The 14041-nt window shown below is 70.1% G+C and carries 12 protein-coding genes and 1 pseudogene; 10 read left to right on the top strand and 3 right to left on the bottom strand.

Annotated elements, in window-relative coordinates; genetic code table 11:
- The first annotated feature begins 57 nt into the window (after positions 1-57).
- The 5 genes from ACFO6V_RS13765 to purM all read left to right on the top strand — a co-directional run bounded on the left by ACFO6V_RS13765 (position 58) and on the right by purM (position 8631).
- Positions 58-474: a sterol carrier family protein gene (locus ACFO6V_RS13765; RefSeq protein WP_377136248.1), complete on the top strand. Its 417-nt coding sequence runs from the start codon at positions 58-60 to the stop codon at positions 472-474.
- A 284-nt stretch (positions 475-758) separates the two neighbouring features.
- Positions 759-5384 (top strand): ExeM/NucH family extracellular endonuclease, encoded by a 4626-nt coding sequence (locus tag ACFO6V_RS13760; RefSeq protein ID WP_377136246.1) that lies wholly within the window; start codon positions 759-761, stop codon positions 5382-5384.
- A 159-nt stretch (positions 5385-5543) separates the two neighbouring features.
- Positions 5544-5843 carry a hypothetical protein gene (locus ACFO6V_RS13755; RefSeq protein ID WP_377136244.1) on the top strand — a complete coding sequence of 100 codons (300 nt, stop codon included), beginning with the start codon at positions 5544-5546 and terminating at the stop codon, positions 5841-5843.
- Between the two features lie 74 nt (positions 5844-5917).
- Positions 5918-7465: an amidophosphoribosyltransferase gene (gene purF / locus ACFO6V_RS13750; RefSeq protein ID WP_377136242.1), complete on the top strand. Its 1548-nt coding sequence runs from the start codon at positions 5918-5920 to the stop codon at positions 7463-7465.
- A 59-nt stretch (positions 7466-7524) separates the two neighbouring features.
- On the top strand, positions 7525-8631 hold the full coding sequence (gene purM / locus ACFO6V_RS13745) for a phosphoribosylformylglycinamidine cyclo-ligase (RefSeq protein WP_377136240.1): 1107 nt from the start codon (positions 7525-7527) through the stop codon (positions 8629-8631).
- Between the two features lie 63 nt (positions 8632-8694).
- Here purM and ACFO6V_RS13740 read toward each other — a convergent pair whose 3' ends face one another.
- Positions 8695-8907, bottom strand: a complete 213-nt coding sequence (locus ACFO6V_RS13740; RefSeq protein ID WP_377136238.1) for a DUF3073 domain-containing protein — start codon at positions 8905-8907, stop codon at positions 8695-8697.
- Positions 8908-9502: 595 nt separating this feature from the next.
- Between ACFO6V_RS13740 and ACFO6V_RS13735 the strand changes: the two genes are divergently transcribed.
- Positions 9503-9712, top strand: coding sequence for a BldC family transcriptional regulator (locus ACFO6V_RS13735; RefSeq protein ID WP_108495333.1), 210 nt, complete (start codon positions 9503-9505; stop codon positions 9710-9712).
- Positions 9713-9776: 64 nt separating this feature from the next.
- On the opposite strand, the gene ACFO6V_RS13730 is transcribed toward ACFO6V_RS13735, so the two are convergent.
- Both ACFO6V_RS13730 and ACFO6V_RS13725 read right to left on the bottom strand, forming a co-directional pair.
- Complete coding sequence (locus ACFO6V_RS13730; RefSeq protein ID WP_377136236.1) at positions 9777-10103, bottom strand: DUF3618 domain-containing protein; 327 nt, start codon at positions 10101-10103, stop codon at positions 9777-9779.
- Positions 10100-10552, bottom strand: a complete 453-nt coding sequence (locus ACFO6V_RS13725) for a phage holin family protein (protein ID WP_377136234.1) — start codon at positions 10550-10552, stop codon at positions 10100-10102. The genes ACFO6V_RS13730 and ACFO6V_RS13725 overlap by 4 nt, the downstream gene beginning before the upstream one ends.
- 368 nt (positions 10553-10920) lie before the next feature.
- On the opposite strand from ACFO6V_RS13725, the gene ACFO6V_RS13720 reads away from it, so the two are divergent.
- The 4 genes and pseudogenes from ACFO6V_RS13720 to ACFO6V_RS13705 all read left to right on the top strand — a co-directional run bounded on the left by ACFO6V_RS13720 (position 10921) and on the right by ACFO6V_RS13705 (position 13720).
- Positions 10921-11367: a hypothetical protein gene (locus ACFO6V_RS13720; protein ID WP_377136232.1), complete on the top strand. Its 447-nt coding sequence runs from the start codon at positions 10921-10923 to the stop codon at positions 11365-11367.
- Positions 11368-11451: 84 nt separating this feature from the next.
- The gene (locus tag ACFO6V_RS13715; RefSeq protein WP_377136230.1) at positions 11452-13299 is read left to right on the top strand and encodes an RNA polymerase sigma factor; all 1848 of its coding nucleotides are present in this window, start codon (positions 11452-11454) and stop codon (positions 13297-13299) included.
- Between the two features lie 51 nt (positions 13300-13350).
- A pseudogene (locus ACFO6V_RS13710) lies at positions 13351-13467 on the top strand (hypothetical protein); the annotation flags it as partial.
- Between the two features lie 148 nt (positions 13468-13615).
- A complete protein-coding gene (locus ACFO6V_RS13705; protein ID WP_377136228.1) occupies positions 13616-13720 on the top strand; it encodes a sigma factor-like helix-turn-helix DNA-binding protein in 105 nt (34 codons plus the stop codon).
- Positions 13721-14041 lie beyond the last annotated feature (321 nt).

Genomic DNA, 14041 nt, shown 5'->3' with positions numbered 1-14041 from the left:
GCACGCAGCTCCCGCTGCCGCCCGGATGCGGCTCGGCGACCTACCGGCGGTGCGGTAGTGCCCCCGCGGCGCCGGACCGACCCGGCGGCCGGGCGTACCGCCGTTGCCGCATGGGCACGGGGCGAGGTGGATCGGCGTGACGTGACGACCGCCGTCCGGTTCACGCTGGAGGAGCTGGCCGACACCGCCCCCGGAAACTCCGTGGAGGTGCGCGTGCCGCCCGCCGGCGCGGTGCAGGCCGTGGCCGGGCCGCGGCACACACGCGGCACGCCGCCCAACGTGGTCGAGACCGACCCGGTCACCTGGCTCGGCCTCGCCACCGGCACCGTGACCTGGGCGGACGCCGTCGCGGACGGCCGCGTGCACGCCTCGGGCGAGCGCTCCGACATCTCGGACCTGCTGCCGCTGACGGTCGGGCGTCGGGCGGTGTCCGGGGTGGCCGGAGACCCGGAGTCCCCGGTCGCTCCCGGGTGAACCGGGGCGCGCGGGGTAACGGATGTCGGTGACACCCGTTAGCCTCGGCGTCGATCTCGTAGATCGGCTGCGGCAGGTTCACCCGGTGCTGGAACAGCAGTTTTCCCGACAGGTGCCCAGTTGTAACCGCTGGTTCACGAGGCAGTGATTGGTTTGGTGACACTCGTGCCGGACCGCCTGCGCAACTGATGCGCGCCCGGCCACGGCGATGCCGCCGAACAAGACGTCCAGCAGCAGTGCACTCCCAGCCCGGCCTTCGGTCGGCTATTGCAGAAGGAGTCAGCGTGAGACCCACCACGCTCCGGTCCCCGCGACCGCACCCCCACCACCGTGGAAGGGCCGCAGTCGCAGTGGCCCTCTCCGCAGCGCTCGCCGTGCCCGCGACGGCGGCCTTCGCCGCACCCGCGGCCAGCGCAGACGGCCCGGACTCCGGGCACGTCGTCATCAGCGAGGCCTACCTCGTCGGTGGCAGCACCGGCCAGCCGTACCGGAACAAGTTCGTGGAGCTGTACAACCCGACCGACGAGCCAGTCAGCGTCGACGGCTGGTCGGTCCAGTACAAGTCCGCGACGGGCGCGACGTTCTCCGGCGTCACCGCGCTGAGCGGCACCATCGCCGCCGGCGGTCGCTACCTCGTGCAGGGCGCCTCGAACGCGGCCAACGGCGAGCCGCTCCCCACGCCCGACGCCGTCGGCACCCTCAACCCGAGTGGCACGGCCGGCGTCGTGGCGCTCGCGTCGCAGGCCACCGCGGTCACGCCCGCGAAGGGCGCCGTGCCGGCCGAGGGCGCCGCGGGCGTCGTCGACCTGCTCGGTTACGGCACCGCCGACACGTTCGAGACCGCTCAGGGTCCGGCCGGCCAGGGCACCGGCGTGGTCGGGTCCCTGGAGCGCACCGGCGACGCCGGTGATAACTCGGCGGACTTCGTGTTCTCCACCGCGGTGACCCCCGTCAACAGCGGGGGTTCCGAGCCCGAGCCCAGCCCCACCCCGTCGCCGTCGGTGCCGACCGAGCCCGGCGAGGTCACCCCCATCGCCGAGATCCAGGGTACCGGCGACGCCTCGCCGCTCGCGGGCAAGACGGTGACGACCCGTGGCGTCGTCACCGCCGTCTACCCGACCGGCGGGTTCAACGGCCTGTACCTGCAGACCGCCGGCACGGGCGGCAGCCAGGACCCGACGCCCGGTGCGTCGGACGGCATCTTCGTGTTCTCCGCGGCGGCAGCCGCCGACCTCTCGGCCGGCGACCACGTGGAGGTGACCGGCGCGGTCTCCGAGCACAACGGGCTGACGGAGATCACCCCGTCGTCGGGCGGCTGGGCAGCGCTGAGCGAGCCCGCGACGGTCGAGCCGACGGTGACCGCCTGGCCGGCCGCCGCCGCCGAGCGCGAGGCCCTCGAGGGCATGCTCCTCGCCCCGCAGGGCTCCTTCACGGTGACGGACAACTACGACACCAACTACTACGGCACGATCGGCCTGGCGGCCGGTGAGAGCCCGCTCGTGCAGCCCACGACGGCGGGCCGGCCTGGGTCGGCGGAGTACGACGCCCAGATCGCGGACAACGCGGCCCGCAGCGTGCTCCTCGACGACGGCTCGTCGCTGAACTACAACTCGACCGCCAACAAGTCGAAGCCGCTGCCCTACCTGACCGGCGGTGCGCCGCTGCGCGTGGGCGCCGCGGTCACGTTCACGCGTCCTGTCGTGCTCGACTACCGGTTCGACGCGTGGGGCTTCCAGCCGACGTCCCAGCTGACGCCCGACGTCGCCGACGCCGTGCAGCCCGCGACCTTCGAGGACACGCGTGAGGACGCGCCCGCGGAGGTGGGCGGCAACCTCCAGGTCGGGACGTTCAACGTGCTGAACTACTTCAGCACCACGGGCGACGAGCTCACGGGTTGCACCTACTACACGGACCGTGCCGGTGACCCGGTCACCGTCTCGGGCGGCTGCGACGTCCGCGGCGCGGCCGAGGAGGAGGACTTCCAGCGTCAGCAGACCAAGATCGTCGCGGCGATCAACGCGCTCGGCGCGGACGTCGTCTCGCTGCTCGAGGTCGAGAACTCCCGCTACTTCCTGGGCAAGTCCCGGGACCAGGCGGTGTCCGACCTGGTGGACGCGCTCAACGCCGCCGCGGGTGCCGGGACCTGGGCCTACGTGGCCTCGCCCGCCGAGGTACCGGCCGACGAGGACGTGATCCGTAACGCGTTCATCTACCGCACGGCCTCTGCCGAGCCGGTGGGCGAGTCGCACATCCTGCTGACGGGCGACGCCTTCGACAACGCCCGGCGTCCGCTCGCGCAGGTCTTCCAGCCCGCGGGTGGTGCGGCCGACGCGGCCGACGACGTCCTCGTGGTGTCGAACCACTTCAAGTCGAAGGGCTCGGCCGGCCCGTGGCCGGGCGACGCCGACCAGGGCGACGGCCAGGGTGCCTCGAACGAGTCGCGCGTGCGTCAGGCGAACGACCTCGTCGCCTTCGCGGACGCCCAGGCGCAGGCCGCAGGGACGGACAAGGTCCTGCTGGTGGGCGACTTCAACGCCTACGAGCACGAGGACCCGATCCAGGTCCTGGCCGAGGCCGGCTACGTCGACCTCGCGGCCGAGACCGGTGAGTACTCCTACAACTTCGGTGGCATGGTCGGCTCGCTCGACCACGAGCTGGCCTCGCCCGCGGCGGCGGAGCTGGTCACCGGCGTGGACATCTGGAACATCAACGCGTACGAGCCGGTGGCGAACGAGTACAGCCGCCACAACTACAACGCGTCGATCCTCTACGACGAGACGCCGTTCCGGTCCTCGGACCACGACCCGGCGATCGTCGGGCTCGACCTGGGCGCCTCCGAGCCCGGCTCGGTCGACCTGGACCTCGTTGCCATCAACGACTTCCACGGCCGCATCGACCAGAACACCGTCAACTTCGCGGGCACGGTGGAGCAGATCCGGGCGCAGAACCCCGACGGCACCGCCTTCGTCTCGGCGGGTGACAACATCGGCGCCTCGCTGTTCGCCTCCGCGCTGCAGCAGGACCAGCCGACCCTCGACGTGCTGAACGCGCTGGGTCTGAAGACCTCTGCGGTCGGCAACCACGAGTTCGACCAGGGCATGACGGACCTGACCGACCGCGTCGTCCCCGCCTCGGACTTCAGCATCCTCGGCGCGAACGTCTACGACGAGGCGACGGGCGAGCCCGCGCTGCCGGAGTACGACGTGGTGCCGGTGAACGGTGTCGACGTCGGCTTCGTCGGTGTCGTCACGCAGGAGACCCCGACGCTGGTCACGCCCACGGGCATCGAGGGCCTCGAGTTCGGCGACCCGGTGGAGGCGCTCAACCGCGTCACCGACGAGCTGCTCGACGGCGACGCCGCGAACGGTGAGGCCGACGTGGTGGTGGCCCTCGCGCACGACGGTGCCAGCGCGGGCACGCCCGACGGAGCCACGGTCGAGGAGGAGATCGCCGCCGGCGGCCCCTTCGCCGCCCTGGTGCAGGACACCGACCCGCGCATCGCGGCCATCTTCACCGGCCACACGCACAAGCAGTACGCGTGGGACGCCCCGGTCCCGGGTGCGGCGGGGGAGACCCGCCCGATCATCCAGACCGGCAACTACGGTGAGTTCCTGGGCCACGTCTCCCTCACGGTGGACACGGAGACGTTCGACGTCACCGACTACACCGCCGAGAACGTGGCGCGCACGACCACCCCGGCCGCCGAGCTGATCGCGACGTACCCGGCGGTCGCGGAGGTCGACTCGATCGTCGACGCCGCGCTGGCCGAGGCCCAGGAGATCGGCGCGCAGCCGGTCGGTAAGGTCACGGCCGACGTCACGACGGCGTTCGCGGGCGGTTCCTACACGGACGGCGTCTACACCGGCGGCAACCGGGACGACCGTTCGTCGGAGTCGGCGCTCGGCAACCTGGTGGCGAACTCGCTGCGCGAGTCGCTCGCCGCCGAGGAGCGGGGCGGCGCCGACATCGGCGTCGTGAACCCGGGCGGCCTGCGCAACGAGCTCTACTTCGGCGAGGACGGCGTGATCACCTACGCCGAGGCCAACGCGGTGCTGCCGTTCGTCAACAACCTGTGGACAACCACCCTCACGGGCGCGCAGCTCGACACGCTGCTGGAGCAGCAGTGGCAGACGGACGCCAACGGCAACCGCCCCTCGCGCCCGTTCCTGGCGCTGGGGTTGTCGGACAACGTCTCGTACACGGCTCGGACGGCGGACCCCAACGCGACGCCGGGCGACAACGTCTCGTCGATCACCATCGACGGCGTGCCCGTCGACCCGGCCGCGGAGTACCGCGTCGGAACGTTCTCCTTCCTGGTCTCGGGAGGCGACAACTTCCGGGTCTTCACCGAGGGCACGGACGGACGCGACTCGGGTCTCGTCGACCGTGAGGCCTGGATCTCGTACCTGAAGAGCTCCTCGCCGATCACGCCGAGCTTCGCCCGCACCCGCACGGTCACCCCGGCGCTGCCGGGCACGGTCAAGGCCGGTGCCTCGACCGACGTCAGCCTGTCCGGCCTGGACCTGACCTCGCTCGGCTCCCCGCAGAACACCGCCGTCGAGACCTTCCTGGTCCCGTCGGGCGGCGCGGCGGCCGACGGCGTCTCTCTCGGCACTAGCCCGGTCACCGGCGGCGCGACGTCGGCGACCGTCACCGTCCCGGCAGGCACGGCACCCGGGGCGTACCAGCTCCTGGTGCAGGCAGCGCCGTCCGGCACCACCGCCCGCCTGCCGCTGACCGTCGAGGCAGCGGATCCGGTGGAGCCTGAGGCGCCCGCCTGGCGGCCGTTCAAGCTCTACTGGTGGGGTGACCTGGTGACCTACAAGGGCCTGGTCTACGAGGCGACCCGCCCGACGATCCTTCAGATCCCGGGCGTCGGAAAGCGCAGCCCCTGGCAGCTGGTCGACTAGCCCGCCGCCTTCGCGGAGATAGAACTGTGGCGAGGTAGAACCGCAGCGAAATAGAACCGCAGCGCGACCCTCGACGGGTGCGCTGCGGTTCTACTTCGTCAGGGTTCTACCTCGCCACAGTTCTACTCCGGCACTCCGGGCGGCGCGTACCCTGGTTTCGTGAGTGAAACCCAGGCACCGAGCGACTCCGCCGACGACGTGGAGGTGCGCGACGTCATCGACCCGGCCAGCGTTCGCCGGGCTCCGCGGTACAAGGCTTTCTTCTGGACCGGCGCGCTGATCGGGATAGTTCTCGGGCTGGCGCTGTCCCTCTACCTGGTGAACTCGCCCTCCGGCGCGGCCATGATGAAGCCCGGCGTGTACGTCACGGTGCTGACGGCCTTTGTCACGATGGTGACCACGCTGCTGGCAGGCCTGTTCGCGGTGATCGCCGACCGCCGGAGCCTGCGCGGTCGCTGACGCGGCGGGCCGCTGACACAGAGGTCACAGGTCGGGCAGACGACTTCGATCCGACCGCATGGGATACTCGGGGCATGCCTCTGCGCGGAGATGGCCGACTCAACCACGACCTCATGCCCGGCGAGAAGGGCCCCCAGGACGCATGTGGCGTCTTCGGGGTCTGGGCACCCGGCGAGGAGGTCGCCAAGCTCGCGTACTTCGGTCTGTACGCCTTGCAGCACCGCGGACAGGAGTCCGCGGGCATCGCCACCAGCAACGGTGAGCAGATCCTCGTCTACAAGGACATGGGACTCGTCTCCCAGGTCTTCGACGAGACAGCCCTGAACGCCCTGACCGGCCACATCGCCGTCGGGCACTGCCGTTACTCCACCACTGGTGGCGTGACCTGGGAGAACGCCCAGCCGACCCTTGGCGCGACGGCGTCCGGCACGGTGGCCCTCGGCCACAACGGCAACCTGACCAACTCGGCGGACCTCGTCAACCTCGTGGCCGAGCGCTACGGCGCGCAGCGCCGGGGCGAGCTCGCCCGCGGCAACACGACCGACACAGCGCTCATCACGGCACTGTTCGCCGGCGACGCGGACCGCACCCTGGAGGCCACGGCGCTGGAGGTGCTCCCGCGTCTGCGCGGTGCCTTCTCCCTCGTCTTCATGGACGAGAACACCCTGTACGCGGCACGCGACCCGCAGGGTGTGCGCCCGCTCGTCCTCGGTCGTCTCGACCGCGGCTGGGTCGTCGCCAGCGAGACCCCTGCCCTGGACATCGTGGGTGCGTCCTACGTGCGGGACGTCGAGCCGGGCGAGCTGATCTGCATCGACGCCGACGGCATGCGCTCCGAGCGCTTCGCCGAGGTCGAGCGGGCCGCCTGCGTCTTCGAGTACGTCTACCTGGCTCGCCCCGACAACACCATCAACGGCCGCTCGGTGCACGCCGCGCGCGTCGAGATGGGTCGCCAGCTGGCGCGCGAGCACCCCGTCGATGCCGACCTCGTCATCCCGACGCCGGAGTCCGGCACCCCGGCCGCCGTCGGCTACGCGGCGGAGTCCGGCATCCCGTTCGGGCAGGGCCTCACGAAGAACGCGTACGTGGGCCGCACGTTCATCCAGCCGTCCGACACGCTGCGGCAGCTCGGCATCCGCCTGAAGCTCAACCCGCTGCGCGAGGTCATCAAGGGCAAGCGCCTCGTGGTCGTGGACGACTCGATCGTGCGCGGCAACACCCAGCGCGCCCTGATCCGGATGCTGCGGGAGGCGGGCGCCGCCGAGGTGCACGTGCGCATCTCCTCGCCGCCGGTGAAGTGGCCGTGCTTCTACGGCATCGACTTCGCGTCGCGCGCGGAGCTCATCGCCAACGGGCTGGCCGTCGACGAGATCGGCCAGTCGCTGGGCGCCGACAGCCTCGGCTACATCACCACCGAGGGCATGATCGCCGCGACGGAGCAGCCCAGCTCGCAGCTCTGCGCCGCATGCTTCACCGGCAAGTACCCGATCGAGCTGCCCCCGGACGACCAGCTCGGCAAGCACCTGCTCGAGCAGGCGGAGCTGCCGCTCGGCCCGCCCGAGGACGGGCTCAAGCAGCTCGCCGTGAGCAGGGGCGGCTCGACCGCGCTCGAACACCCGTGACCACACCGCTTCACCAGCAACACCGCTTCACCCGCCCCGACCACCCTCATGGAGCACCAGTGACATCCGAAGGCCTGACGTACGCCGCCGCCGGCGTCGACACCGAGGCGGGCGACAAGGCCGTCGAACTCATGAAGGACGCCGTGCGCCGCACGCAGGGTCCGGCCGTGCTCGGCGGCGTGGGCGGCTTCGCCGGCCTCTACGACCTGTCGGCGTTCAAGGGCTACCGCGCGCCCCTGCTGGCGACGTCCACCGACGGCGTCGGCACCAAGGTCGCGATCGCACAGGCGATGGACAAGCACGACACCATCGGGTTCGACCTGGTGGGCATGGTCGTCGACGACATCGTCGTGATCGGCGCCAAGCCGCTGTTCATGACGGACTACATCGCGACGGGCAAGGTGGTGCCGGAGCGGATCGCGGACATCGTCCGCGGCATCGCGCAGGCCTGCGAGGTGGCCGACACCGCGCTGGTCGGTGGCGAGACCGCCGAGCACCCCGGCCTCCTGAAGCCGGACGAGTACGACGTCGCGGGGGCTGCCACAGGCATCGTGGAGGCCGACAAGGTCCTCGGCCCGGACCGGGTCCAGCCCGGCGACGTGCTGATCGGTATGGCGTCCAGCGGTCTGCACTCCAACGGGTACTCGCTGGTACGCGCGGTGATCAAGCACGCGGGCTGGTCCCTCGACCGGCACGTGGACGACCTCGGTCGGGCACTGGGCGAGGAGCTCCTGGAGCCGACGCGCGTCTATGCGACGGACTGCCTGGCCCTCGCTGCGGACGAGGCGGCACAGGTCCACGCGTTCACGCACGTGACGGGTGGCGGCCTCGCCGCGAACCTGGCGCGCGTGCTGCCCGCGGGGCTGGTCGCCACGGTCGACCGTGCGTCCTGGGACGTGCCGGCGGTGTTCCGCATGGTGCGCGATCTCGGCGGCGTGCCGAACCGCGACCTGGAGAACACCCTCAACCTGGGTGTGGGCATGGTGGCGGTAGTGGGCGCTGACGGCGCCGCCGCGGCTCTCTCCCGCCTGTCCACGCTGGGCGTGCCCGCGTGGACGCTCGGGAGCGTCGAGACCCTGGATGCCTCTGTGGCGCAGGAAGACCTGGTCGCAGGGACAAAGGGTGTTTCCGGCGGCGCTGTCAGGCTCGTGAACGACTACCGCTGATGATGCGGAGCCGAGACCTCATCGAGGGCTGAGCGCGGTGCCGGCGCTAAGGCGCCGGCACCTTTAACGCGTGTTGCCGTCCTGCTCTACCCAGTCGGAGTACCTATTGTCGTACTCCTCGTCCTCCGGGGCGTCCCACCGCGACTGTGTCGCAACATCCGTGCGGGAGCTTCCGCTGAGCTCCTGCTCGAGGGCGTGATAATTGGTGTCCGGGCTGTAGTACTTCAGCTCGCGAGCAACCTTGGTCTGCTTAGCCTTCTGACGGCCGCGGCCCATGGCTCCGACCCCCCTCAACGTAGGAGCGGGGCGGCACCGTGCATGGACGTGCGGCCCCGTAGCGTTTCGTCTGTCCAGGTTCCAACGTTACATGCTGGTACGGCGTTTCTTCCAGTCCGTGGACGTGATTCGTCCGATCGCCTGATGTGACATTCGGATCACCGGGCCCAGCGCGTCTCGCTCGGGTGCTCTCCATGCCTTGACGGGTGGATGACTGGTACAAGACTGACGCATTACCATGGCCGGCCGCCGGTCAGTACTGGTGCCGCCTACCGGGAGATTCCCGCTCGCCGGGCCGGGACGTCTTTCTCTGGCGCTTTGCCGACTCCTGGTTGACGCACGGATGTAGACCGGTCCCGCCCCTGCCGCGGACCGTACGCGGCGACGAGGTGCGGTCGGATAGTGCCATTGGCGTGTCGCACGTGTCCGAGACACGCCCGAAACGGGCGCGCGTGGCGAGGCCTGGAGAAAGTGAGGAAATAAACCGCTCCCCCAAGTCGCCTAAATCCCGTTTGCTGCTAACAATGGTGCAAGAGCGGGTGTCGTCAACCGCCTGGTACGGCCAGGCCGACACCGTTCCGGAGGAGGTGCGGGGATGTCCATCCACGGAGAATCCGAGGTCCTGCTCACGCCCGCCGAGGTAGCGAGCTTGTTCCGTGTTGACCCCAAGACAGTAACGCGTTGGGCAAAAGCGGGAAAGCTCTCGTCGATCCGGACACTTGGCGGTCACCGCCGCTACAAGGAGTCCGAGGTACGGGCGCTGCTCGGTGCGGCAGCGGACAGCTCGGGCGACTCTGACAACTAGTCAGGCGTCGTTGACGGATTGGTCGGCAAGCAGAACGAAGGCGCGCCGGGTGCTGCCCCCCAGCTCAGCCCCGCGCGCGCCTGAGTACAGCGGTCACGGCAACTGCCGTACCGAGGGCCACCAGACCTAGCGTGGCTCCTATCAGGAGTTTGGCGTTGCGGGCCCGGCGCGGATCTTGCGCCGGGCCGTTTTTGTTGCCGAACGTGCCGGTGGCCATCGCGCCGGCGTCGCTGGCGGCCTGCTTGGCCTCGCGCGCTATGCGGGAGGCCTGATAGCTCGGGCTCAGGCGGGTGGTCAGCTCGTCGATGGCCGCAGCGAGCTCCGCACGGGTGCGGAGAACCTCGGCCTCGAGCTCGTGGCTGCTGGGCGGCGGTGTTGTCGGAGTGCTCATCGGTGCATCCCCTCCTTGATCGACGCGATGTCGTCCTTCACCCGCTGGACGCTCTCCGGCGGGGTGGTGCCCTTCTTCAGGAGCTGCACGCCCGCCAGTGCCAGGACGGCCGTGACGAGCAGCATGAAGCCGCCTATGGCGAGCGCGGACAGCCACAGCGGCCACACGGTCCCCAGGCCGTACACGGCGGCCAGGAGCAGCACGCCCACGGTGTAGACCAGGATCAGTAGCGCGAAGACCAGCAGTCCGATACCGATGCCGGACTTCTTCGCCTTCTCGGCCAGCTCCGCCTTGGCGAGCGCGATCTCCGCGCGTACGAGCCGGGACGCCTGGTCGGAGATCTGCTCGACGAGCTTCCCCAGTGACGCGGGTCGCTCGGGTTCCGGCGTACCTGTCGGGGCGCCGCTTGCTGCCCCCGTGTGGCTGTCGATCTTCACGTTCTCGATCATCTGCCCTCCCGTGCCGCCGTTTTCGTAACTGCGCCGCTGAGGACAACTCAACAGGTCAAGTGCGCATGGGGCAATTCCTGGCGCGGCGTGGCTCCGAGGAAAAGCGATGAAGGGAACCGTGCGCGAATGGACATTCACTGAAAGGAATTGCCTTGGAGTTGCCCGAGGACGATCATCCCATTGGAGTGCTCGGGCGGGTGATGTCTCTACCCGCAACGGAGCCATGATGAGTTCCCGGAACGCCTCCCGCAACGTTCGCCGAGCGCTCGCCAAGGTGCCGGGGATCGTCCCCGGACGAGTGGACGCCGCGCGGCTGGCGACACACCTATACGTCGGTGATGTCGGCCGGAGAGGGTCCGCTGGAAGAGGTGTCTCGGACCCTCGGGCACAGCAGTATCCCGGGCGGCCCGCAGGTGCGCTCAGAGCGTTCGGGCCTGAGACTCGAGGCCGAGGCGACCGGTGACGACGGAGACACCGCCGTCGGGGTAACGGTCACGTTCACCGAGACCGAGGGCGACCCCGTCGACACGACCCGCACACCGATATCGCAGATCTGGCTCAAGAATGGGCGCGTGGTTGGGGCCGGCAGTGATGTCTGGTCCGATCCCGCGGAGGACCTCCAGGTCGGCGCCGAGGGAAAGGTGTCGACCACCGTGCCTCTCGAGCCCGACAGTACCTGCCTGGAAGACCCGGAGGCCGGTCTGCCGAGCGGTAAATACGTCCTGTATGTCCTCACAGAGCTCGATCCGGGCTCGGGCGGCGACCGGCAGTTCATGTCCGTGGAAGTCTCGTCCGAGTACGTCATCGGAGGCTGACGGTGAGCTTTCTCGCCGCCGGAAGCATCGTTCTTCCCTCCCGGCCCGTCAGGGAGCATGAGCAGGGAGAGGAGGCGTCTTCGGATGACGCAGTGGGAGAACGAGCTCACGGAGCTCGCGACGAGTCGCGGTGGGGCACTGGTCGGGTACGCATACTCGTTGTGCCGCGACCGGGCGCAGGCCGAGGACCTGGTGCAGGACGCGCTGGTGAAGGTGTTCTCGCGCCTGCGCCGCCTGCCCGGGACGGCCGACGGCGGGCGGCAGGTCGTCGACCTGGACCAGCCCCGGTTGACCAACGCCGAGGCGTACGTGCGGCGGGCGATCCTGACCATCTACCTGGACGGCTACCGGCGGCAGAGCAGCTGGTCCAGCTTCAAGCACCTCCTGGCCGACGACGACTGGTCGCCCGGCGCGGACCGGGTGGCCACCGCGCGGGTCGACGTCGGAGCCGCGCTGGCCCAGCTCTCCCCGCGGCAGCGCGAGGCCGTGATGCTGCGGTTCTTCGACGACATGACGGTGCCGCAGATCGCGGCGGCCCTGGGGACCAGGCCCGGCACGATCAAGCGGTACCTGTCGAACGCGATCGAGCTGCTGCGCACGGCGCTCGTGGAGATGGCGACGCCGGAGCTGGAGACCTCGCTGGACGAGCGGCTGGACGCCGTGACGGGTGCGGTGCGTCGCCGTCGGACGGCGAAGGTGGGCGCCGTCGCAGGCGTCTCGATGGTGCTGGCCGTGGCGCTCGCGTGGGGCGCGTTCGCGGTCAAGCCGTGGATCCGGTCGGAGCCGCTGCCTGCGATCGACAGCGTCGAGTACACGCCGGGGTACGTGCCCGTCCACTGGAACGACAGCACCGGCGTCTACTGCGGCATGCCCGTCGAGCAGCTCCTGGCGATGGACACGGGCACCCTCGACATCGAGATCAGCGGCGACCTGGCGGCCAACCCGCGCGGGCTCACCTCGTTCTGGAGCCTGCCTGTGACGATCTCGGGCGAGGTACCGGACGGCGTCTTCGACGAGGAGTTCGCCTCCATGACCTATCCGCTGATCGTCTGGACGCACGAGGGGAGGATCGTCGACCTCCCGCGCTACTGGGCAGAGGCTGCCAACGCCGAGGCTCCCCCGGAGCTCGTCGAGCACGGTACCTGGACGGGCCTTGCGGAGGCGGATAACGCGTCGTCCTGCCGTGCGGACACCCTGGTAGGGGAGGAGGACGAGCCGCTCGCCCGCTACTACGACAATGAACGCGCGGGTGGGCGGTACGAGCTGATCGCGATCGTCGCCGACCCCGACCGAGCCGACAAACCGGAGGACAACGCACGGCGCTTGCTCGTCAGTGACCCGGTCACCGTGAACCTGAGGAGCGGCGTGGCACCACCACCGGAGTTCGCCCCGCCGTCCGACGACTGCAGCGGGGCCGCCTATGCCGGGCGGGACCTGGTCGCGCCGGGCTCACCTGAGGGCCTACGGGCCGTCGCCGCGCGGCTGCTGGAGGCGGTCACCACCTGCGACGAGCGGCTGGCCGTGGAGCTGGCCGGCAACGAGCTGGAGACGGCGCCGAGATCCCAGTGGGAGGCTGCCCGATCGGTCAATGACGTCTTCGCGCTACCGGAGTCGGGTGATCGCACTCCCTACGCGACGATCGCGCGGCTCCTGACCGAGACCGAGCCGGTCAACGCCGACGACGGGGACGCCGTGACTTGGCCCAGGGTGGCCACGTACGTGAAGAACGAGACCGCATGGCAGGAGGCGGTCGACGCGGGGGCTGTCAGTGCGGAGCAGGCCGACGTCGACCGTGCCGCCGGGACGTACACGGGGTGGCAGCTCAGCATCCGGAGCGATGGAGGATACGGGCCGACCTGGTCGACCTTCTACGAGGGCGACGACGAGTGGTGCCCGCCAGCCGAGGGTGGGCTCGATCCGGCGTGCTCGTAGACACTCTCGTCAGGAGCATCATCGTTCTCCTCTCCCCACCCGTCAGGATGCATGAGAGGGAGAGGGGCGTCCGACATGGCGCACTGGGAGACGGAGCTCACGGAGCTCGTGATGCGGCGCAGCGGTGCGCTGGTGGGGTATGCGTACTCGCTGACCCGGGACAAGCGGCAGGCCGAGGACCTGGTGCAGGACGCGCTGGTCAAGGTCTACTCCCGCCTCCGCCGTCCGCCCGAGATGGGCGACGGCGGACGGCAGGTCGTCGATCTGGACAGTCCCCAGCTCACGGCTCTCCCCGCGGCAGCGCGAGGTGGTGGTGTTGCGGTTCTTCGAGGACATGACGGTGCCGCAGATCGCGGCAACCCTCGGAACGCGGCCGGGCACGATCAAGCGGCACCTGTCGAACGCGACGGAGCTGCAGTAGGCAGACGCGATGCGTGCGGTGTGCTTCGACCCGCGGCCTTCCGAACTCATGCTAGGGGTGGCCCTATGTCTGAGGTGCGAGGAAACCGGAGGACGGTGCACTTGGGTGGGTGAACCCTGCCAGCCCTTGGCGCGTAGGCGTCAACGAGGGCGGATCCGGTCCGCTACGTCTGTCGCAGCCGTTGTGGACCGCGCGCTCTGCATCGTGTCGAGCTGGCGGGGGCCGCAACCAGCGCGATGGCCACGTCGCCAAGGAGCGCAAGGCGCCAGGCTGTGTCGAGCGGGCGGCGAGCGACGGATGTCATGCGGTTTGTCATGCAAG

Origin of the sequence: Promicromonospora alba, assembly GCF_042654905.1 — a bacterium.
Lineage (GTDB): Bacteria > Actinomycetota > Actinomycetes > Actinomycetales > Cellulomonadaceae > Promicromonospora > Promicromonospora alba.
The sequence above is the reverse complement of the archived record's forward strand: the minus strand, read 5'-3'. Positions and strand labels throughout refer to the sequence as shown.